Below are 20,028 nucleotides of genomic sequence, written 5' to 3'. Positions count from 1 at the left end.
TCGAACGAGGCAAAAATATGGCTTACTTAATTCCCGCAGAATTTGTAACCAAGATGGTGGATGCCGGTGAATCCAAGATCTACATGTCCACCCGCGACACCCTGATCCGTGGCTATATGGCCGGTGCCATCCTGGCTCTGGCAGCAGTGTTTGCCGTCACTGTCGCAGTACAAACCGGCGTGTTCCTGATCGGCGCGATCCTGTTCCCGGTCGGTTTCTGCATGCTTTACCTGATGGGCTTCGACCTGCTGACCGGTGTGTTTATGCTCACCCCGCTGGCCTGGCTCGACAAGCGCCCCGGTGTCACCCCGGGTCAGATTCTGCGCAACTGGGGGCTGGTATTCGTCGGTAACTTCGCCGGAGCCTTCACCGTGGCGGTGATGATGTCGTTCATCTTCACCATGGGTTACAACACCGACGGCGGCGCCATCGCCGAGAAAGTCGCCAAGATCGGCGAATCCCGTACGGTTGGTTACGCTGCTTATGGCGTAGAGGGTTGGTTCACCATCTTCATCCGCGGCATGCTGTGTAACTGGATGGTCTCCCTCGGCGTAGTCGGTGCGATGATCTCCACCCATGTCAGCGGCAAGGTGATCGCCATGTGGATGCCGATCATGCTGTTCTTCTTCATGGGCTTCGAGCACTCCGTGGTCAACATGTTCCTGTTCCCGTTCAGCATGATCATGGGCGGTAACTTCTCCATCGCCGACTACTTCATCTGGAACGAGATCCCGACCGCTCTGGGCAACCTGGTCGGCGGCCTGGCGTTCACCGGCCTGACCCTGTACACCACTCACGTGCGTACCGGTTCCAAGCGCGAGATTCCGACCTCCGCTCCGTCCAAGCCGGCAACCGTATAACCTTCCTTCCAAACCCTGGTCACCTGCGGGTGGCTGGGGCTTTTTTCGGCATCTGAGTATATGACCAGTCACCTCAAGCTCAGCGTTGGCCAGTATTCGGACAAGGGCCGAAAAGAGCTGAATCAGGATTTTCACGGTGCGCTGATCCCAAAAGAGCCGCAACTGAGTCTCAAGGGCGCAGCCCTGGCGATAGCGGATGGCATCAGCTCGAGCAGCGTCAGCCAGATCGCCAGCGCCGCCGCGGTCAAATCCTTTCTCGACGATTACTTCTGTACCTCGGAAGCCTGGACCGTGCGCACTGCCGCCGAGCGGGTGATAGCGGCCACCAACTCCTGGCTGCACTCCCAGACCCGGCGCAGCGACTACCGTTACGATAAGGATAAAGGCTACGTCTGTACTCTCAGCGCAATGGTGATCAAAGCCGCCACCGCGCACATTTTTCATGTCGGCGACTCGCGCATCTACCGTGTACACGAGCATGCGCTGGAACAGCTGACCAAGGATCATCGGCTCTGGGTCTCCCAGCAGGAGAGCTACCTGAGCCGGGCGCTCGGTATCGACGATCAGCTCGAGATCGACTACCAGGCCCTGTCGGTCAAGCCCGGGGATACCTTTATCCTCGCCACCGACGGCATCTACGAACACAGCGACACCCAGTTTCTGCTCAACACCCTGCGTGAGCACCCGACATCCCTCGACAACGCCGCCCGACAGATCGCCAAGCACGCGCTGGAACGGGGCAGCGGTGACAACCTGACCCTGCAGATCGTCCGTGTCGACCAGGTGCCCGGGACGGAACACGCCGAGCTGCAGTTGCAGATCGAGCAGCTGCCGCTGCCGCCGATGCTGGAACCGCGCATGCAGTTCGATGGTTACGAGATCGTCCGCGAACTGCACGCCACCAGCCGCAGCCATGTGTTCCTGGCTGTGGATATGGCCAGTGGCGACCCGGTGGCGCTGAAAACCCCGGCCATCGACCTGGCCGACGACCCGGACTACCTGGAGCGTTTCCTGCTGGAGGAGTGGATAGCGCGGCGCATCAACAGCGCCCACGTGCTGAAGGCGGAGTCGCCCGGCCGCAATCGCCACTACCTGTACACGGCGATGGAGTACATTGAGGGCCAGACCCTGCGCCAATGGTTGATCGACAACCCGCGCCCCGATATCGAGACCGTGCGGTCGATCGTCGAACAGATCGCCCGCGGTCTGCGCGCTTTCCACCGCATGGAGATGCTGCATCAGGACCTGCGTCCGGACAACATCATGATCGACCGCAACGGCACGGTGAAGATCATCGATTTCGGTGCCACCCGGGTCGCCGGCATCGCCGAAGCGACAGTGGTCAGCCGCCAGGAACAGGTACTCGGTACCGCACTGTTCACGGCACCGGAGTACTTTCTCGGCTTTCCCGGCAGCGAGCGCTCGGACCAGTTCTCGCTCGGCGTGATCTGTTACCAGATGCTCAGCGGCCGTTTCCCCTATGGCACCCAGGTGGCCAAGTGCCGTACCGCCAAGGCGCAGCAGAAACTCAGGTATGACTCGATACTGGATGACGAGCGCGAGATACCGGCCTGGGTGGACGAAGCACTGAAACGGGCGACCCATCCAAGCCCGGAGAAGCGCTATGACGACCTATCGGAGTTTATCTACGATCTGCGCCATCCCAACCGGGAGTACCTGAACAAGACCCGGCCGCCGCTGATCGAACGCAACCCGGTGTTGTTCTGGCAGGGGGTGTCAGCCCTGCTGGCCTGCGCGCTGATCTACCTGCTCGCCAACCCGCTAATGTGAACCAAACCCTAAACGAACCAAGAAGGACTACATGATGATCAGCAATCGCGATGAAGTGACTCAGATGATCCTCTCCGCCAAGGTCAGCAAGGGGATCAAATGGAAGGATGTGGCCACGGAAGTTGGCCTCTCCAAGGAGTGGACCACCGCCGCCTGTCTCGGCCAGATGACCCTGAACAAGGAGCAGGCGGAGATCGTCGGTCGGATGTTCGAGCTCACCGACGAAGCGGTGGCCTGGCTGCAGATCGTACCCTCCAAAGGCACCGGCGGCATCCCCACCGACCCCCTGCTCTACCGCCTGTACGAGATCGTCAGCGTCTACGGCGGCTCGATCAAGGAGCTGATCCACGAGGAGTTCGGTGACGGCATCATGAGCGCCATCGACTTCTCGCTGGATATCCAGCGCGAGCCCGATCCCAAGGGCGACCGGGTCAATATGGTAATGTCGGGCAAGTTCCTGCCCTACAAGAGTTACTGAGCGCTACAGCAGGTCCCATCCACTGTTCCCGTTGAATGCAGGGTCAGTGGGTGGGCAGCTCCAGTACCACCTCCAGGCCGCCCTCGGGGCGGTTGGCCAGGCGGATCTCTCCGCCGTGGGAGTGGGCGATGGTGCGGGCGATGGAGAGGCCCAGGCCGATACCGCCGGTCTCCCGGCTGCGTGAGGTCTCGAGGCGCACAAAGGGATCGAACACCCGCAGCTGGTCCGCCTCCGGGATGCCAGGTCCACGGTCGCGCACCGCGATCAGCAACCGATCGTCGCGGACGCTGAGCTCGACCTCCGCCTGCTGGCCATATTTGCACGCGTTCTCGATCAGGTTGGTCAGCGCGCGGCGGATGGAGCCGGAGCGGCACAGGTAGGGCACGCGCTGGGACTCGTCATAGTCGATCGGATGACCCAGATCACGCAGGTCTTCACAGATACTGCCGATCAGCGCTGCCAGATCCACGGCACGCCGCTCCTCCTGCACCGATTCCTCGCGGGTAAAGGCCAGCGTCGCCTCAAGCATCTCCTGCATCTGGTTGAGAATGCACAGAATCTTGTCGCGGCTTTTCTCGGGCTGAATGAACTCGGCGTGCAACCGCAGCATGGTCAACGGTGTGCGCAGGTCGTGGGAGATCGCCGCCATCATCCGCGTGCGGTCGGTAACAAAGCGTTCGAGCCGGTCCTGCATGCGGTTGAAGGCGCGGGTGGTACGCACCACATCCTCGGAGCCCTGCTCCGGAATTGCCTCGCTCAGCTCACCGCGGCCGATACGGTCGGCAGCCCGGCTGAGACAACCCAGTGGCGCCGACACCTGACGCACGATCACCACCACGACACAAACGGTCAATGCAAACAGCCCCAACGCCACCAGCAATGGCACGATCCAGGTCGGCAGGCTGCTAGGCGAGCGCAACGTCGCGTTCAGCCACTGGCCGTCCGGACGCTGAATCGACAGGCTGGCGATCGGCAGTGCGGCATCGCCCGGATCGAACAGCAGGTTGGGCTTGAGCAGATTCTGCACCCAGCTGTAGCACCAGTAGTAGCGTGGGCTGATCGACAGCTGCACATGCGCGGCATCGTTACCGGACAGCGCTACCAGACGCTGATAGAGCGGGTGCTCGGCACCGGTGCGGTTGTAGGGGTCGGCGGTGGCGGTTGCACCGATATCGAACCGGAACCGCTCGCTGGTGACCGCCCCAAGCGCCTCGGTACGCAACTCCGGCGGTGTTTCGTCGAGCAGGCGGTCCATCCCCGCGCTGCGCGAGATCAGATCCTCCAACTGACTGAGGCGCACCGCCCGGCTGCGCTCCTCGAAAAAGACATACACGGTGGTGGCGTTGACGATGCCCAGGATCAGGATCAGCAGGCCGATGACCCGTCCCGGCAGGCTCTGGCGCAGATAGCGCAGCATCACTGGACATCCACGGTGAGCATATAGCCGCCGCCCCACACGGTTTTGATCAACTCCGGATTGGTGCTGTCGCGTTCGATCTTGCGTCGCAACCGGCTGACCTGGTTATCGATACTGCGATCGAACACATCCGCCTGCCGCCCGCTGGTCAGGTCGAGCAGCTGTTCCCGGCTCAACACCCGGTGCGGGTGGGCCAGAAAAGTGGACAGCAGCTTGAACTCGGCGGTGCTCAGCGGCACTGCGACACCATCCTCGCCGACCAGCTCCCGCCGTGCCACATCCAGGACCCAGCGGTCGAAACTGAGTTTTTCCACCTCCAGCGCATCACGCTGACGCGGCAAGGCCTCGGCACGGCGCAGCACCGCCTTGATCCGCGCCAGCAGCTCACGGGGGAAAAACGGCTTGGTCAGGTAGTCGTCGGCGCCCATCTCCAGTCCCACCACGCGGTCGGTCTGCTCCGCCATCGCGGTAACCATGATGATCGGGATCTGGCTCGATTCGCGCAGCTGACGGCAGAGGCTCAGACCATCCTCGCCCGGCATCATCAGGTCCAGCACGATCAGGTCGATAGCGCTGACCTCGAGGATCTTTTTCATCTCCTGGCCGTCACGGGCGGTGGTGACGCGGAAGTCGAACTGCTCGAGGTAGTTGGCCACCAGATCGCGGATCTCCTGGTGGTCGTCGACAACGAGAATATGGGGTGTGTTGTTCATGATCGTGCTAACCGGTAGTACTACTGCATCAGCTTATCCGATCACCGGGCAGGAGTGCGAATGTCAATTGTATCAATCTATGCCCATTGCGTGGCTTGATACAGATTGCGACAAAATGATCCGACTTCGAAAAACTTTTATTACATTTATCGGGCCTAATAGGTCCAGGATCAGATCAGGTGAGGAGAGAACGTGACATCCATACTGGATAATCCCCTAATCCAAAGCGCGGTACTGCCACTGTTATTAAGCTTGGGCCTGACCGGCCTGCTGCGCCTCGTGCTTGGTCCGGTATTCGGTGCTCGTCTGGCCGCGGCGGCCATTGCGGTAAGTTTCCTGATCTGTCAGGCGCTGATCCAGGCGCCGGTGTTTCCCCCTCGCTCCTCGTCCCAGAAACTCCCCTATCTGGTAGCGGGGGCACTGCTGCTGGGTCTGCTGATCGACAGCCTCGATCTGAAGGCCCGTGTGCAGCAAACTGCCATGGCGGTGCTGGCGCTTGCCGGCATCGGCTGGCTTCTTTACGGACGTTTCGACCGTATCGATATTGCCGGCTGGATACTGTTGCCGATGCTGTTCGCCGCGACACTGCTGGCGCAGCACCGCTGCCTGGCCCGACGTGACAGCCTGGATGGCGGCATCCTGCTGCTGTTGGCCAGCGCCGGTACCGGTGCAATCGCATTGATCGGCGCCTCTGCCTCCATGGCCCAGACCTGCTTCGCGCTGATGGCGGCGACCGGCGGCTTCCTGCTGTGGAACTGGCCGACCCTGCGCTTCCCGCTCAATGCCACCGCGCAGTTGAGCGCACTGACCGCACTGTTGGCACTGGGCACACAGATGCTGTTTTACACCAAGGCCAATGGCTGGGCACTGCTGTTGCTGACCCCGCTGCTGCTGGTGGACCGTATTGGACGCCAGATGGAGAACCAGCCTCTGCGTGCGGTGCTGGTCACCGGCAGCGCCGTGGCAATTTGCGCCGTAGCGGTCGGCACCGCCTGGATGATGCTCGAACCGAGCGGTTCGGGATACTGATACCGATAACCTGTTAACCCTTTAAACCAACTGGCTTCGACCAGTCTCAATCAGAGGATAGGAAGATGAATGTAAAAGCACTGTTTGGCGCTGGCCTGCTGGCTGCAAGCCTGTCTACCACCGGAATCGCTCAGGCAGCTCCGGAACCCTACGCACTGGACATGGCTCACTCCGCGGTGGTATTCAACGTTAACCACCTGGGCTTCTCCAACATGTTCGGCCGTTTCGACAAGTTCGAAGGCGACCTGTCATTCGATGCCGACAACATCGAAAACTCCAGCGTGAATATCAGTATCGATACCGAATCTGTGAACACCTTTCACGGCAAGCGTAACGAACACCTGGCCTCGCCCGATTTCTTCAACGCGGCCGAGTTTCCGGAGATGACCTTCGAGAGCACCAAGATCACCAAGACCGGTGACAACACTGCCAAGCTCGAGGGCGACCTGACCCTGCTCGGCGTGACCAAGCCGGTTACCCTGGACCTGGTGGTCAACAAGGTAGGTCCGCATCCGTTCAACAAGCAGCCGCTGGCTGGCTTTACCGCTACCGGTACGGTCAAGCGTAGCGAGTTCGGCATGAACTACGGCCTGCCGGCGATCAGTGACGAGATCAACCTGCAGATCGACGTGGAAGCTACGCCGAAGTAATTCGGGCACCCGCGTACTTTTAGCTGGGCGAGCACTTCCCGCCGGTACCGAATTACTAGCATGCTAGCGGTACCGGCGTTTTTCGTCAGGCTGGGGAGTTTAGTGACGGCAACGCCTCTGACTCCAGCTCCCCTTGTAAACTGCTGCGTGCCAGTAACTGTGCAAAGTTATGAATCTGCCAAACCAGTCGTTCAAACAGTGTCGTGGCGGCGAACAACTGCCGACGACTTTCGATGCTCAACGACGTCTCTGACTCCAACAACTCACCGCGAAGCCTCTCCATAAGCCCCGAACGATCGCTGCTCATCAACAGCAGGATCTCACAGTCATCGGCCGAATCGCTCAAACTGTCCTCCAGCGTCAGCAGTAACGCATGCAGCCCTTCAGTCATGCTATCGCGCATCCGTTTGGCGGCCGTCTCCCTGAACGCAAAGCCCAGAATCACTTGCAGTTCACGACACCCCTCGAGCATATGCACCAGCAACTCGTTGCGTGACTGCATAGCGGCCACACGCTCAAGCAAGGGTGCCGATTGTGTTCGCCCTGTCAGCTCAGAGATAAAGCGTCGGCAGTGTGCCGCCAGGCTGATACTGGCGGGATGCAGCAGCTTAACCTCCAGCACATCACCAGTCGCGTCTGCGCGTAGTCCGTCGAAGTAGAGTGGCAACCGCCCAACCAGGCGCGATTGCTCTTTACCGACAAGGCCAAGCGCCGATTCCGGATCGTTCAGCGCCTGATCAAAAAGGTACTTGGGTCGGGACATCGTCTGGGTTCTATCTTGAGGCGCAACGATCTCGGCGAGATCCATCAGGAGCCCACCCATGTAACTCAGCGTCAATGCACCAACAACCTGGATCAACAGCGAGGCCCAGGTCAGTTGCAGGCCTGGATCCTCGACTAACAGGGCGGTGAACGCCTTGATTCCCGGATAATCGGTGTATAACTCGAACACCAGTACCGGCAAAAGAATCAGTACCGACAACGCTTTGGACCACACCTGCATCAACACCATCTGCATGGCGGAACCGGTCAAGCCACGCCCAAGAAAGTAAACGCAGAATGCGCTTCCCAGATTGGCGCCAAATACCACAACCAGCGCCTGATCCATGGTAAACAGACCGGACGCGATACAGGTCACGGCAATGGCAGCCGCAGTTGCCGACGACTGAGCAACAGTGCCGAATAGGGTTGCCGCCAGAAACAGCAGCAGTAACGACGTGTCCGCGTCAGACAGAAAATCGCTCACCAACGCCACTTCATTGAGCCTACCCGCGCCCCCTTTCAGGATCGCCAGGCCCAGCAGCAACAGGCCCAGTCCAAGCAATACGCCAAGCGGAAAGCGGAACCGCTCCTTGTCGTAGAGTTTCAGGTAGTAGCCCAGGCCGACAACACCAAGCATCAGGTAGATCAATAGATGGATATCGAATGCGGCAACCAGCACCAACCCGGTCGTCCCCACGTTAGCCCAACCGATCAATGGCACAGCACGACGCACCTGAATCGTCCCGGTAGACGCCATGGAAACGATAACAAAGGCGACAGCAACACCGCTTTGGGTAATGGCACCGGCGACGGTACCGATCAGAGCAGACAGCTCCTTGCGACGACACGCGAGCTTGACCAACGAGTGAAAAAAACGGCTGTTGTTGTTATTGAATGCGTTAGCGAAGCCACGCAGTCCGATGAAAAACAGGCCAAGGCCTGCGAAGAAGGTCACAAAAAGGTCCATGCAGGGTTCACCCCGTTCCTTGAGGCTACTCACCGGTGTGGGTTCCCGGCCTTGACGCCGAACCCGTACTGTCTACTGCGATGGTGCCTGCACGCCCGGATCGAGCAGCCCCATGGATGGGTGATTACGTACAGTATCCGGGTCAGTATGGTAATAGGCAGCGCATCTGTACATTAGAAATGTCCCCGGCCGGCAAAATACGGCAATGCTGTGCGGAGAGTGCGTAGCCCCCTAATGGCACCTCAGTTTCGACAGATTCCCCCACTCGCTCTACGCTCATACACAGAGGCAAAGATGAATTTCCCATGACAGTACGCATGTGTTGTAGCAATGGGAGGAGGTGAGGCATGAACCATCACCAGTTTTTCGACCGGCTCTGGCACGACTATGTGGATATCACACCACAGGCGGAGGCGATCCAGCAGCTGTTCGTCGAACGGGGCGAGCAGCTGATCAACGACCACGTGGCGTTTCGCACCCTGGCCGACAGCCCGGTCGAGTTGAAGCGGTTACAACCGCTGCTGGAACAGCTCGGTTACCGCGCTTACGGTCAGTATCGCTTCGAAAGCAAGAAGTTACATGCACGCGCCTACATGCATGAGCAGGATGAGACGGCTCCGAAAATTTTCCTCAGCGAACTGGAGATCGACAAGCTCTCCGACAAGGTACAGGCGATACTGCACACCTATATCGCACAGATCCCCCGTGATGCCGCATCCAGCCCTGATATCTTCTGGCGTGGCCGACTCTGGGCCATGCCCACCCACGAAGCCTACCGCGCCCTGCGCGACGAGAGCGAATACGCGGCCTGGCTGTCGGTACTGGGCTTGCGGGCCAACCATTTCACGGTCAGCGTCAATCACCTGGAGACGCTGCCCAACCTGAAAGCGGTCAACCACCTGCTGAAGGAGAAGGGCTACGCGCTCAACGACGTGGGCGGTGAGATCAAGGGCTCGCCCAAGCTGCTGCTGGAGCAATCGTCGACGCTGGCCGACCGTATCGCGGTGACCTTTGCCGAGGGCGAGACCCACCGCGTACCGAGCTGCTTCTACGAGTTCGCACTGCGCTACGAGGAGTCACCCGGCAAGCTGTTTCAGGGCTTTATCGAGGGTAACGCCGACAAGATCTTCGAGTCGACCCATAGCCATTGAGCCATTGAACTAGGGTGCATCGAGCAGCTCGATCCAGTGCTGCACCGGCACTTCCGCCCGGGTCTCCAGATGCAGCTGGCAGCCGATATTGGAGGTGACGATGCGGTCCGGATGGTCGCCGGTCAGGGCGTTCAGCTTGTTCTCCAGCAGACGCTGGCTCATCTGCGGCTGCAGGATCGAGTAGGTGCCGGCAGAGCCACAGCAAAGGTGGTTATCCCGTGTCTGCGCCAGTTCGAAACCGGCCTTTTTCAGCACCTGCTCCACTACCCCGCCCTGTTTCATGGCATGTTGCAGGGTGCAGGGGCAGTGTACGGCAATCTTGCCCTCGGCCTTGGTCTTTAACCGACTCAGGTCCTCCGCCAGCAGGATCTCGCCGATATCCTTGGTCAACGCGCTGATCCGTGCCGCCTTGTCAGCATAGGCGGGATCGTGGCACAGCAGGTGGCCATACTCCTGCACCATGGCACCGCAGCCGGACGCGGTCATGACGATCGCTTCACAACCCGCTTCGACCGCGGGCCACCAGGCGTCGATATTGCTGCGCATGAAATCCAACCCCTCCTCATGTGCCGACAGGTGGTAACTGACCGCACCGCAACAGCCTGCCTCAGGCGCCTCCACCAGGGTGATGCCCAGGCGGTCGAGTACCCGTGCCGTAGCAGCATTGGTATTGGGCGCCGCCGAGGATTGCGCACAGCCGGCCAGCGCCAGCATCACCCGGTCATGGCGCTGCTGGGGCCAGGGCGACGCCTGTCGCTTGGGCGGCAGCTTTCGCTTCAGCGCGTCAGGCAGCAGCGGGCGGAAGGTCTGCCCTGCCCTGAGCAGGGCGCCAAACCTTGCAGGATAGGGCAGGATCTTGCGCAATCCCCAGCGCATCAGCCGTTCCGACGGCGGCCGCTGCAGTTTCTGTTCGATCAAGCCGCGGCCGATGTCGACCAGCCGACCGTACTCCACCCCCGATGGGCAGGTGGTCTCACAGCTGCGGCAGGTCAGGCAGCGGTCCAGATGGGTCCGGGTTTTGTCGCTGACCTGGTCGGTCTCCAGCAGCTGCTTGATCAGGTAGATACGCCCGCGGGGTCCGTCACGCTCATCGTTAAGTTCCTGATAAGTGGGGCAGGTGGCGGTGCAGAACCCGCAGTGCACGCAGGTACGCAGTATCGCCTCCGCCTCCTGACCCTCGGGTGTCGCCTGATAGTGTTGCAGTATTTCAGTTTTCATCTCGGGCCACCCACTACATCCAGCTATATAAACGTCCGCGGTTGAACAGGCCGTCCGGATCGAACGCCTGCTTCAGCCGCTGTTGCAACCGCTGCATCGCCTCGGGCTGACTATGCATCACCTCGGCGCTACGGTCACCGCCGCGGAACAGACTGACCTGACCACCGGCCGCGGCGGCCAGGCGTTCCATCTCAGCCTTATCCGCCGGACCCTGCCCTTCCTGACCCAGGTACCAGCGCTGCGCGCCCCCCCAGTCGATCAGCCAGCGGCCATCGAGCCTGGGTATACGTGCTGTAGGATTGACCGAGAAACGCCAGAGCGGCTGCTCGCTGGCGGCGTTAAAGAACGGCAGTTGCTGATCGCGCAGTTGCTGCCAGAAATCTTCGGCGTACTCCAGCGGCTTGCCGCCCCAGTAACCGGCCGTCGACGCCACCGCCGAGTGGGCGCCGCTCAGGCGCAGATAGAGTTTGCCGTCGAGCCAGCAGGCACCGCTCAGCGGCTTGGGCTCGGCGGCCCGGCGATTCATGATCGACAGCGCCTCGTCGGCCCCGGCCTCAAATACCAGGGTGCGGCTGTCCGAGGGTTTGGGCAGCACCTTCAGGCTTACTTCGGTGAGCACACCCAAGGTACCAAGGGCGCCGGCCTGCAGCCGCGACACATCGTAGCCGGCGACGTTCTTCATCACCTGGCCACCGAAGCGCAGGTGCTCTCCGAGGCCGTTGATCATCTTTATACCCAGCACCTGGTCGCGTACCGAGCCCCACCAAGGACGGCCGGGGCCGGACAGGTTACACGCCAGGGTACCGCCCAGAGTGGCGGTTTCACCGAACACCGGCGGTTCGAACGACAGCATCTGATTGTGCTCGTTCAAAGCCGCTTCAAGCTCGATCAGCGGGGTACCGGCACGGGCGGTCAGCACCAGCTCCACCGGGTGGTAGCTGACAATGCCGGAGTGCCCGGCCAGCGACAGGATCTCCTGTCCGGGCTCGATCTGCCGGCCCATAAAGGCTTTAGTGCCGCCGCCGACGATCTGCAACGGCTGTTTCTCCGCTGCCGCGGTCAGGATCTGCTCCTGCAGTTGGCTGCTGATATCACTCATGGCTGCACCTCCCGTTGTGCTGAGCCGCAGCACCCGCGTTGGGTTCGATGTTCATATCCAGGGAGCGGTACTCCTGACACTGGCGCAGTGTCGGCACCCCCTTGCCGGGATTCAGCGTCGCATCCGGATCGAATACCGCTTTGATGCGGTGAAACTGCGCCAGCTCCTGCTCGTTAAACTGCTTTGGCATCTGGCGGATCTTCTCCACCCCGACACCGTGTTCGCCGGTGATGCAGCCGCCGACCTCGACGCACAGTTCAAGTATTTTGGCGCCGAACTCTTCGGTTCTCTCCAGCTCACCCGGTCGGTTGGCATCGAACAGGATCAGCGGGTGCAGATTACCGTCGCCGGCGTGGAACACGTTGGCCACGCGCAGGCCATAGGCCTGGGACATACGATCCATCTCGGTCAGTACGTGAGCCAGCTGACTGCGCGGGATGGTGCCATCCATGCAGTAGTAGTCCGGGGAGATACGCCCGACGGCGGGAAAGGCGGATTTGCGTCCCTTCCACAGCCGCGCCCGCTCCTCCTCGCTGTGCGAGGTGCGCACCGAGGTCGCACCCAGGCGCCGGAACAGGGCCTCCACCGCATCGATATGCTCGTGCACCTCCTCTTCGGTGCCATCCACTTCGCACAGCAGCAGCGCCTGGGCATCCACCGGGTAACCCGCCTTGGCATAGGCCTCGGCGGCAACGATGGCGTGGCTGTCCATCATCTCCAGTCCCCCGGGGATGATCCCCTCGGCAATGATCGACCCGACCGCATCGCCGGCGGTCTGTACCGAGTCGAAGCCGGCCATCACCACCTGTGCCACCTCCGGTGTCGGCAGCAGCTTGACCCGGATCTCGGTGACGATGCCGAGCAACCCCTCGGAGCCGGTCAACAGTGCCAGCAGGTCAGCCCCGCAGTTGTCCAGCCCCTCGCTGCCGATGCTCAGCCGCTCGCCCTCGACGGTGAGCAGCTCGACGCCGAGCAGGTTGTGTACGGTAAGTCCGTACTTCAGGCAGTGTACGCCACCGGAGTTTTCCGCCACATTGCCGCCGATGGTGCAGGCGATTTGCGACGAGGGATCCGGGCCGTAGTAGAGACCGTGGGCGTTTGCCGCCTCGCTGATCGCCAGGTTGCGCACACCCGGCTGTACCCGTGCGGCACGGGCCAGGGGATCGATCTCCAGGATACGGTTGAACTTGGCCAGCGACAGCACCACCCCCTCGGGGTGTGGCATCGCGCCGGCACAGAGCCCGGTGCCGGCGCCCCTTGCCACGACCGGCACGCCTTCGGCATGACAGATCTGCAGCACCTTCTGCACCTGCTCCACCGTCTCCGGCAGCACCACCAGCATCGGCATCTCGCAGTACACCGACAGGCCGTCGCACTCGTAAGGTTTCAACGTCTCGTCGTCGCTGATCACATATTCCGGATCGATAAAGGCGCGGAACCGCTCGGCCAACGCCTGCCGGTTGCGCTTGATTCCTGTCGTTTCTGCCTGACTCATCGCCGCTCCCGTCCTGGCTCAGGCCCTGGCCCGAGCCGCAAGAAAATGATCGATACCAGCCTGGGCACAGGCCATATCCTGTTGTGGCGTGCCGGAACTGAGGCCGATACCGCCGACCACCTCGCCATCGACGCTGACCGGCAGGCCGCCACCCACGGTACTGATCCGGCCACCCACTTCAGTATGGATGCCGAACGCCAGATTGCCCGGCACACAGACGGCGTTGTAGTCGTGGGTCGCCTTGCGCGCCGCTGCTGCCGTGAACGCTTTGTCCTGGGCGATGGTGACACTGGTCACCTTACCGCCATCCATGCGCTCGAACGCGATCAGGTTGCCGGACTCGTCGACGATGGCGATGCACATCGGCACTCCTATCTCCGTCGCTTTTGCCGCGGCCCCCTCGATCAGGATTCGCGCATCGCTGATATCCAGTCGTGTAATCGTTAACATGCTGCCCCCTGCATCAGTTGAATGCCTATTGCCCTTTAGGCGTGGTTTTCCGCTTCTGCGCCCGCCGATGGGCATGCAACAGCGGCTCGGTATAGCCGTTGGGTTGTTCGCAACCCTTGAAGATCAGGTCGCAGGCGGCCTGAAACGGAATGCTGGCGGTGAAGTTGGGTGCCATCGCTTCATAGGCCGGGTCACCGGCGTTCTGTTTATCCACCACTTCCGCCATCCGCTTGAGCGTGTCCATCACCTGATCGTCGGTACAGATGCCGTGCTGCAGCCAGTTGGCCAGGTGCTGGCTGGAGATGCGCAGGGTGGCGCGGTCCTCCATCAACCCCACGTTGTGGATATCCGGCACCTTGGAGCAGCCGATCCCCTGTCCGACCCAGCGCACCACGTAGCCGAGGATCCCCTGAGCGTTGTTGTCGAGCTCGGCCTGGATCTTCTCCGGCGTGAGGTGGGTATCACCGAGCAGGGGCGGTGTCAGCAACTGCTCCAGCGGCGCCCTCTGGCGGCTGGACAGTTCACGCTGGCGGGCCTGCACATCCACCTGGTGATAGTGGGTGGCGTGCAGCGTTGCCGCCGTTGGCGAGGGCACCCAGGCACAGTTGGCACCGGCCTGAGGATGGGCCAGTTTGGCACTCATCATCTTGTGCATCTCGTCCGGCATCGGCCACATCCCCTTGCCGATCTGGGCCACGCCCTCCAGCCCGCATGCCAAGCCGATCGATACGTTGCGATCCTCGTAGGCCTTGATCCAGGGCTGTGCCTTGATCGCCTCTTTCGGCAGTACCGGCCCAGCTTCCATGCAGGAGTGAATCTCGTCACCGGTACGGTCGAGGAAACCGGTATTGATGAACATCAGCCGCTTACGCACGGCACGGATCGACTCCATCAGATTGGCCGAGGTGCGGCGCTCCTCATCCATGACGCCGACTTTCAGCGTATTACGCGCCAGCCCCAGCGCATCCTCGACGCGGCTGAACAGCCGGTCGGTGAATGCGGCCTCCTCCGGGCCATGCATCTTCGGCTTGACGATGTAGATGCTGCCACGGCGACTGTTGCGGTGGCGCCCCAAGCGCAACAGGTCATGCATGGCACAGAGGCTGGTGACCATGGCATCGAGGAACCCTTCGGGCACCTCCATGCCGGCGGCATCCAGTACCGCATCGGTAGTCATCAGATGGCCCACATTGCGCACCAGCAGCAGACTGCGGCCATGCAGGATCAGGCTGCCACCGGCCGGTGTGTTATAGGTGCGGTCGGCGTGCAGCCGGCGGGTCATCTCCCGACCTCCCTTGATGAAGCTGTCCTCCAGCGTGCCCTTCATCAGCCCCAGCCAGTTGCGGTAGACATTGACCTTGTCCGCGGCATCGACCGCAGCGACGGAGTCCTCGCAGTCGATGATGGTGCTCATCGCCGCTTCCATCAGCACATCGCGTACACCACCCGCCGACAGCTTGCCGATCGGATGGGTGGGGTCGATCTGCAGCTCGATATGCAGACCGTGGTTGCGAAGTAAAACGCCGACTATCGCCCCTTCTTCCCGATAGCCGACAAACTGCTCCGGATCCTTCAAGCAGGTATCGCGACCATCCGCCAGTTTCAGCAGCAGCGCCGTGCCAGAGGCGCCGAACTGCAGCCGATACTCTGTGACCTGGGCATGGGAGCCCTGTGCCAGCGGTACCGCTTGATCGAGAAACTCGGTGGCCCTGGCGATGACGCGGCGGCCACGCTGCAGATTGAACTCTGCCCCTGCCGCCGCCCCTGCGCTGTCATCGATCACGTCGGTGCCGTAGAGCGCATCATACAGACTGCCCCAGCGCGCGTTGGCCGCGTTCAGTGCGAAACGGGCGTTGCTGCAGGGCACCACCAATTGCGGACCGGCGATGCGGGCGATCTCCTCGTCCACATTCTGCGTCTCAATGCGAAACGGCTCTCCCTCCGGAAACAGGTAGCCGATCTCGCTCAGGAACTGCCTATAACGCGTCACATCGAAGGGCTGGTGCTTGTGCTGGCGATGCCACTCGTCCAGCTTTGCCTGCAGCTCATCGCGCTTCTGTAACAGTTCACGATTGATAGGCCCAAGATCCCGCACAATGGCTTCAAACTCGCGCCAGAAGGTCTCTGGATCAATACCCGTTCCTGGTGCTATTTCCGCCTCGATCAGTTGATGCAGGGCGGCATCTACCTGCAGGCCACCCACCTGGATTCGATTAGTCATGACCGGATCTCGTCTCTCGAGTAGTTAGCTTGGCTGCGGCGGGACGGCGACAACCACATCCCACCGCGCGGTTCATAGCCCCGTCCGTCAGCCGTACACCAGGCTCGGCAGCCAGGTGATCAACCCCGGGAACAGGATGCAGAGCATCAGCCCCGTCGCCTGCAGCGCCAGGAACACCAGCGAGGAGCGGAAAATCGTCGCCATGGAGATCTCCGGTGGACAAACGCCGCGGATGTAAAACAAAGCATAGCCGAACGGCGGGCTGAGGAATGACATCTGCATGTTGACCAGGTAGAGCACACCGAACCAGAGCACCACGTCGTCACCCGGTACCGGCGGCAAACCGAACAATCCGTTGAACTCCAGCGCCTGTACGATGGGGATGAAGATCGGTACCGCCAGCAGCAGGATGCCGACCCAGTCCAGGAACATGCCCAGTATCACCAGCAATACCATCAGCAGGAACAGGATGCCGTAGGCGGGCAGACCGGTACCAAGAATGGTTTCAGTGATAAACGCCTGACCGCCCTGCAGGATGTAGAAGCCGACGAACACCGAGGCGCCAAACATGATCCACAGCACCATGGCCGAGGCCTTGGCGGTGGTGACCGACGCCTCCTTCAGCGCCTGTACCGAAAAGGAGCCATGCTTCCACGCCACCAGAACCGCGCCGAAGGAGCCTATGCCTGCAGCCTCTACCGGCGTCGCAATACCGCCGAACAGCAACCCCAACACCAGCATCACCAGGATGATCGGTGCGATCAGGTCCTTAAGCAGTCCCAGCTTGGCGCCAAAGGAGATACGCTCGTCGACCGGTACCGGCGGCCCCAGCTGCGGATTGAGCCAGGTACGCACCAGGACATAGGCGATATACATGCCGGAGAGCAACAGACCCGGTATCACGGAGCCTAGGTAGAGTTCACCTACCGACTGCTGAGCCACCACGGCATAGAGGATCGCCAGGATCGACGGTGGTATCAGAATTCCGAGGGTTCCCCCCGCCATGATCGACCCCAGCGCGATCTGATGATCGTAGTTCCGCTTGAGCATCGCCGGCAGCGCGATAATGCCCATGGTCACCACAGCGGCGCCGATGACACCGACCATCGCGGCCAGAATGGTGGACGCGATGATGGTGGCGGTGGCCAGACCGCCGCTCAGCCCACCCATCCACTTGTACACCACGTTGAACATCTCCTCGATCAGCCCTGCACGCTCCAGCATAGAGGCCATGAAGATGAACAGTGGTATCGCCGCCAGATCGGAGTTGGTCATCATCGGGAAGATACGGCCGGGGATGATGTTCAGCATCAGCGCATCGCCGACCAGGTAGATAAACATCACGCCGAGACCACCGGTGACGAAGGCCAGCGGCAGGCCCATCATCAGCGCGACCAGCAGGGAGCCGAACATCAGGTAGGTCAACGGACCTATATCCACATTGCCGAGGACGCCGGCCAGGCGAAACAGAAAGTACTCGTCGCCATAGGGGTCGTAGAACGCGATGTTGATGGTTTCGATCAGGATGATGAAACCCAATCCGACCGTTGCAATGATCATCAGCCAGGTGCCGAGCTTGCCGATCAGGTTGTTGTTTCCCCTGCGATCCGCGGTATGGATTGCTGTAGCGGTCATTCTGCGCCCTCCTCGCCCATGCGCACGAACAGCGCGATATCTTTAATCAGTTTCGAGATGCCGGCGAGCAGGATCAGGATAGAGCCGAACAGCATCATCCCCTTCACCGGCCAATACTGGATACCCCAGGTTTCAACCGTGGTCTCATGCATGCCGTATGCATCCTGGAAGAAGGTCCACGAGGTGCCGGCCAGCGCCAGTGTGAAAATAAAGAAGAACATGGAGGTGAAGATATCCATCCCCACTCGCCCGCGCTCCGGCAGCAGGTTGTACATCACGTCCACCCGCACATGGCCTCCGTGCAGCAGGGTATGGGCCCCCGCCAGGAGGTACTGCATGCCCAGCAGCAGGTAGCTCGCTTCGTGCACCCAGATGGTCGGCATGTTGAAGAAGTACCGCATGATCACTTCGTAGAAGTAGAAGCAAACCGCATTGATGGTCCACAGCGCGACGAACACACCGGATTTATCGCTGATCCAGTCAATTAACCGGGTAAACGCGTTGCCTTGGAAATGGTGGTGGATGATTGGATCTTCATCCGCCTGCACTTCACCCATGATCGGGTACGACCCGGCTAGTTGTCCCTGGCGCTTCTCCGCACGCTTGCTCAGCGCCATTAAAATCAGTGGCATTACCGCCAGCCAGCCCCAGTAGAACCAGTGCGGCATGACAAAGCCAAAGCCTTCGAGATCTGACATGATCAGCTACCTCATGACTACACAGAAAGATCAGAGGGGGAGCGGAAACTCCCCCATGGATTAGGACAGGGGGCGGATCACTCCATGCCCTTGATATCCTCCTCCGTGATGTAGCCAACCGTGTCGTTCATCATGTACTTGAGCTGCAGGTCGAAGATGGCGCGCGCATCCGCATCCTTGTTGGCCCACCTGTACCAGACCGGGATCGCCGCCTTACGGAAGCGCATCAGGTCCTCCTGGCTGAGGCGGGAAACGGTGTCACCCTCGGCCTTGAACTTCTCCATTGCCTCGATGTTGCGCTTCTGGATTGTCAGGTAGTGGCGCTGGGAGTAGTTCTGCACCTGCTCCTCGACGATTTTCTGCAGCTTCGGATCCAGCTTGTTCCAGGCTCGCAAGTTGACGGTGAGGTCCATCAGGTCAACCGGCTGGTAGATCGACATCACCCCCGGCGGGCCAAACAGGATGTAATCGGTCACCTGGGAGAAACCAAGCTCGTGGTTTACCGCCGGCCCCACATAGTCGGCCGCATCGATGGTGCCCTTCTCCAGTGCCGGGAAGATATCGGAACCGGGCAGACTGACGGTGGACACACCAAACTGCTGGAACACCTCGGCGACCATGCCGCCGGGCAGGCGGATCTTCATCCCCTTCAGATCATCCAGACTGTTCACCGGTTTCTTGGAGTGGATGATGTTGGCATCGTGCTGGATCGGGCCGACGTAGAACAGGCCGAACTTCTTGTAAATCTCACGGGTCTTTTCCAGCATCCCCAGCGAGTAGAACATGGTGTCCCACTGCTGCGGCTGGTCGGGACCGGCGGGATAGGAGGAGAGGAAAACGGATGCCGGAATCTTGCCGGACCAGTACAGCGTGAACGGGTTCATCCCCTGCAGCACGCCATTGCGCACGGCATCAAACAGCGCGTTGTTATCCGCTGCGACAGACTTGGCCGGGAAGGGTTTGAAGATCAACTCGCCGTTGGTCTTCTGCTCCATCTCGTTGCACCACTCCTCAAACAGGCTGTAGCCCACCGTTCCGGCATCCCAGACCGACTGGATCTTCCAGGTCTGCGCCGCTTGGGCGGGGCCCGCCGCCATCATCGACGTACCGGCGACGACAGCACCGGCCAGGGCGATGGATTTCAGGAAGCGGCGCCTTGGCTGACGCCCTGAATCAGCTACCTGCGTATCGGTGAATAGATCTTGGTTATTCATCAATGCTCTCCAGAGTTCTTATTTTTAGATGTGGATCGGGAACGTAAAACGATGAAGCAAAGGCCCGGCCGTCACCGCTCTAGCGCTGCGCTGGGCCCTGTGCGCTGGAAGATTTATCCACAGAAAATTTTGCGTCCAGTCATTTCACTACTGGTCCGACCAGTTTTTTGTCTGCATCCA

17 protein-coding genes are annotated in these 20,028 nt (G+C 60.8%); 6 read left to right on the top strand and 11 right to left on the bottom strand.

The features are described 5' to 3' along the window. Window positions 1-17 precede the first annotated feature (17 nt). Genes IEX40_RS13355 through cynS form a run of 3 tightly spaced genes read left to right on the top strand, consistent with a single transcriptional unit; the run spans window position 18 to window position 3,129 of the window. Window positions 18-860 (top strand): formate/nitrite transporter family protein, encoded by an 843-nt coding sequence (locus IEX40_RS13355; RefSeq protein WP_188749083.1) that lies wholly within the window; start codon window positions 18-20, stop codon window positions 858-860. Between the two features lie 60 nt (window positions 861-920). After that, a complete protein-coding gene (locus IEX40_RS13350; RefSeq protein WP_188749081.1) occupies window positions 921-2,651 on the top strand; it encodes a bifunctional protein-serine/threonine kinase/phosphatase in 1,731 nt (576 codons plus the stop codon). Between the two features lie 34 nt (window positions 2,652-2,685). After that, window positions 2,686-3,129, top strand: a complete 444-nt coding sequence (gene cynS / locus IEX40_RS13345) for a cyanase (RefSeq protein WP_188749407.1) — start codon at window positions 2,686-2,688, stop codon at window positions 3,127-3,129. 43 nt (window positions 3,130-3,172) lie between these two features. Here the strand turns inward: cynS and IEX40_RS13340 are convergent, their stop codons facing one another. Together IEX40_RS13340 and IEX40_RS13335 are read right to left on the bottom strand one after the other, a co-directional pair. Beyond that, complete coding sequence (locus tag IEX40_RS13340) at window positions 3,173-4,546, bottom strand: ATP-binding protein (protein ID WP_188749079.1); 1,374 nt, start codon at window positions 4,544-4,546, stop codon at window positions 3,173-3,175. Further along, window positions 4,546-5,259 carry a response regulator gene (locus IEX40_RS13335; RefSeq protein ID WP_188749077.1) on the bottom strand — a complete coding sequence of 238 codons (714 nt, stop codon included), beginning with the start codon at window positions 5,257-5,259 and terminating at the stop codon, window positions 4,546-4,548. The genes IEX40_RS13340 and IEX40_RS13335 overlap by 1 nt, the downstream gene beginning before the upstream one ends. Window positions 5,260-5,451: 192 nt before the next feature. On the opposite strand from IEX40_RS13335, the gene IEX40_RS13330 reads away from it, so the two are divergent. After that, entirely contained in the window at window positions 5,452-6,288 is an 837-nt protein-coding gene (locus IEX40_RS13330; RefSeq protein ID WP_188749075.1) for a hypothetical protein, read from the top strand. Window positions 6,289-6,353: 65 nt separating this feature from the next. Then, window positions 6,354-6,938 carry a YceI family protein gene (locus IEX40_RS13325; RefSeq protein WP_188749073.1) on the top strand — a complete coding sequence of 195 codons (585 nt, stop codon included), beginning with the start codon at window positions 6,354-6,356 and terminating at the stop codon, window positions 6,936-6,938. 85 nt (window positions 6,939-7,023) lie between these two features. Here the strand turns inward: IEX40_RS13325 and IEX40_RS13320 are convergent, their stop codons facing one another. Next, window positions 7,024-8,667 carry a Na/Pi symporter gene (locus tag IEX40_RS13320; protein WP_229680755.1) on the bottom strand — a complete coding sequence of 548 codons (1,644 nt, stop codon included), beginning with the start codon at window positions 8,665-8,667 and terminating at the stop codon, window positions 7,024-7,026. A 347-nt stretch (window positions 8,668-9,014) separates the two neighbouring features. On the opposite strand from IEX40_RS13320, the gene IEX40_RS13315 reads away from it, so the two are divergent. Further along, a complete protein-coding gene (locus IEX40_RS13315) occupies window positions 9,015-9,818 on the top strand; it encodes a DUF1338 domain-containing protein (RefSeq protein ID WP_188749069.1) in 804 nt (267 codons plus the stop codon). 9 nt (window positions 9,819-9,827) lie between these two features. Here IEX40_RS13315 and glcF read toward each other — a convergent pair whose 3' ends face one another. The 8 genes from glcF to dctP form a co-directional block, all read right to left on the bottom strand. Next, on the bottom strand, window positions 9,828-11,036 hold the full coding sequence (glcF, locus tag IEX40_RS13310; protein ID WP_188749067.1) for a glycolate oxidase subunit GlcF: 1,209 nt from the start codon (window positions 11,034-11,036) through the stop codon (window positions 9,828-9,830). Window positions 11,037-11,049: 13 nt separating this feature from the next. Further along, complete coding sequence (gene glcE, locus IEX40_RS13305) at window positions 11,050-12,135, bottom strand: glycolate oxidase subunit GlcE (protein WP_188749066.1); 1,086 nt, start codon at window positions 12,133-12,135, stop codon at window positions 11,050-11,052. Beyond that, window positions 12,128-13,630, bottom strand: coding sequence for an FAD-linked oxidase C-terminal domain-containing protein (locus IEX40_RS13300; protein WP_188749064.1), 1,503 nt, complete (start codon window positions 13,628-13,630; stop codon window positions 12,128-12,130). Before IEX40_RS13300 ends, glcE begins: the two co-directional genes overlap by 8 nt. 18 nt (window positions 13,631-13,648) lie before the next feature. After that, a complete protein-coding gene (locus tag IEX40_RS13295) occupies window positions 13,649-14,080 on the bottom strand; it encodes a GlcG/HbpS family heme-binding protein (protein WP_188749061.1) in 432 nt (143 codons plus the stop codon). A 25-nt stretch (window positions 14,081-14,105) separates the two neighbouring features. Then, window positions 14,106-16,301 (bottom strand): malate synthase G, encoded by a 2,196-nt coding sequence (locus IEX40_RS13290; RefSeq protein ID WP_188749059.1) that lies wholly within the window; start codon window positions 16,299-16,301, stop codon window positions 14,106-14,108. 87 nt (window positions 16,302-16,388) lie between these two features. Further along, window positions 16,389-17,936, bottom strand: coding sequence for a TRAP transporter large permease (locus IEX40_RS13285; protein WP_188749057.1), 1,548 nt, complete (start codon window positions 17,934-17,936; stop codon window positions 16,389-16,391). Continuing rightward, window positions 17,933-18,634 carry a TRAP transporter small permease subunit gene (locus tag IEX40_RS13280; RefSeq protein ID WP_188749055.1) on the bottom strand — a complete coding sequence of 234 codons (702 nt, stop codon included), beginning with the start codon at window positions 18,632-18,634 and terminating at the stop codon, window positions 17,933-17,935. The genes IEX40_RS13285 and IEX40_RS13280 overlap by 4 nt, the downstream gene beginning before the upstream one ends. Before the next feature lie 77 nt (window positions 18,635-18,711). Beyond that, entirely contained in the window at window positions 18,712-19,848 is a 1,137-nt protein-coding gene (gene dctP / locus IEX40_RS13275; RefSeq protein WP_188749053.1) for a TRAP transporter substrate-binding protein DctP, read from the bottom strand. Between the last annotated feature and the right edge of the window lie 180 nt (window positions 19,849-20,028).

It is taken from the genome of Marinobacterium zhoushanense (assembly GCF_014641945.1).
Classification (GTDB): domain Bacteria; phylum Pseudomonadota; class Gammaproteobacteria; order Pseudomonadales; family Balneatricaceae; genus Marinobacterium_D; species Marinobacterium_D zhoushanense.
The sequence above is the reverse complement of the archived record's forward strand: the minus strand, read 5'-3'. Positions and strand labels throughout refer to the sequence as shown.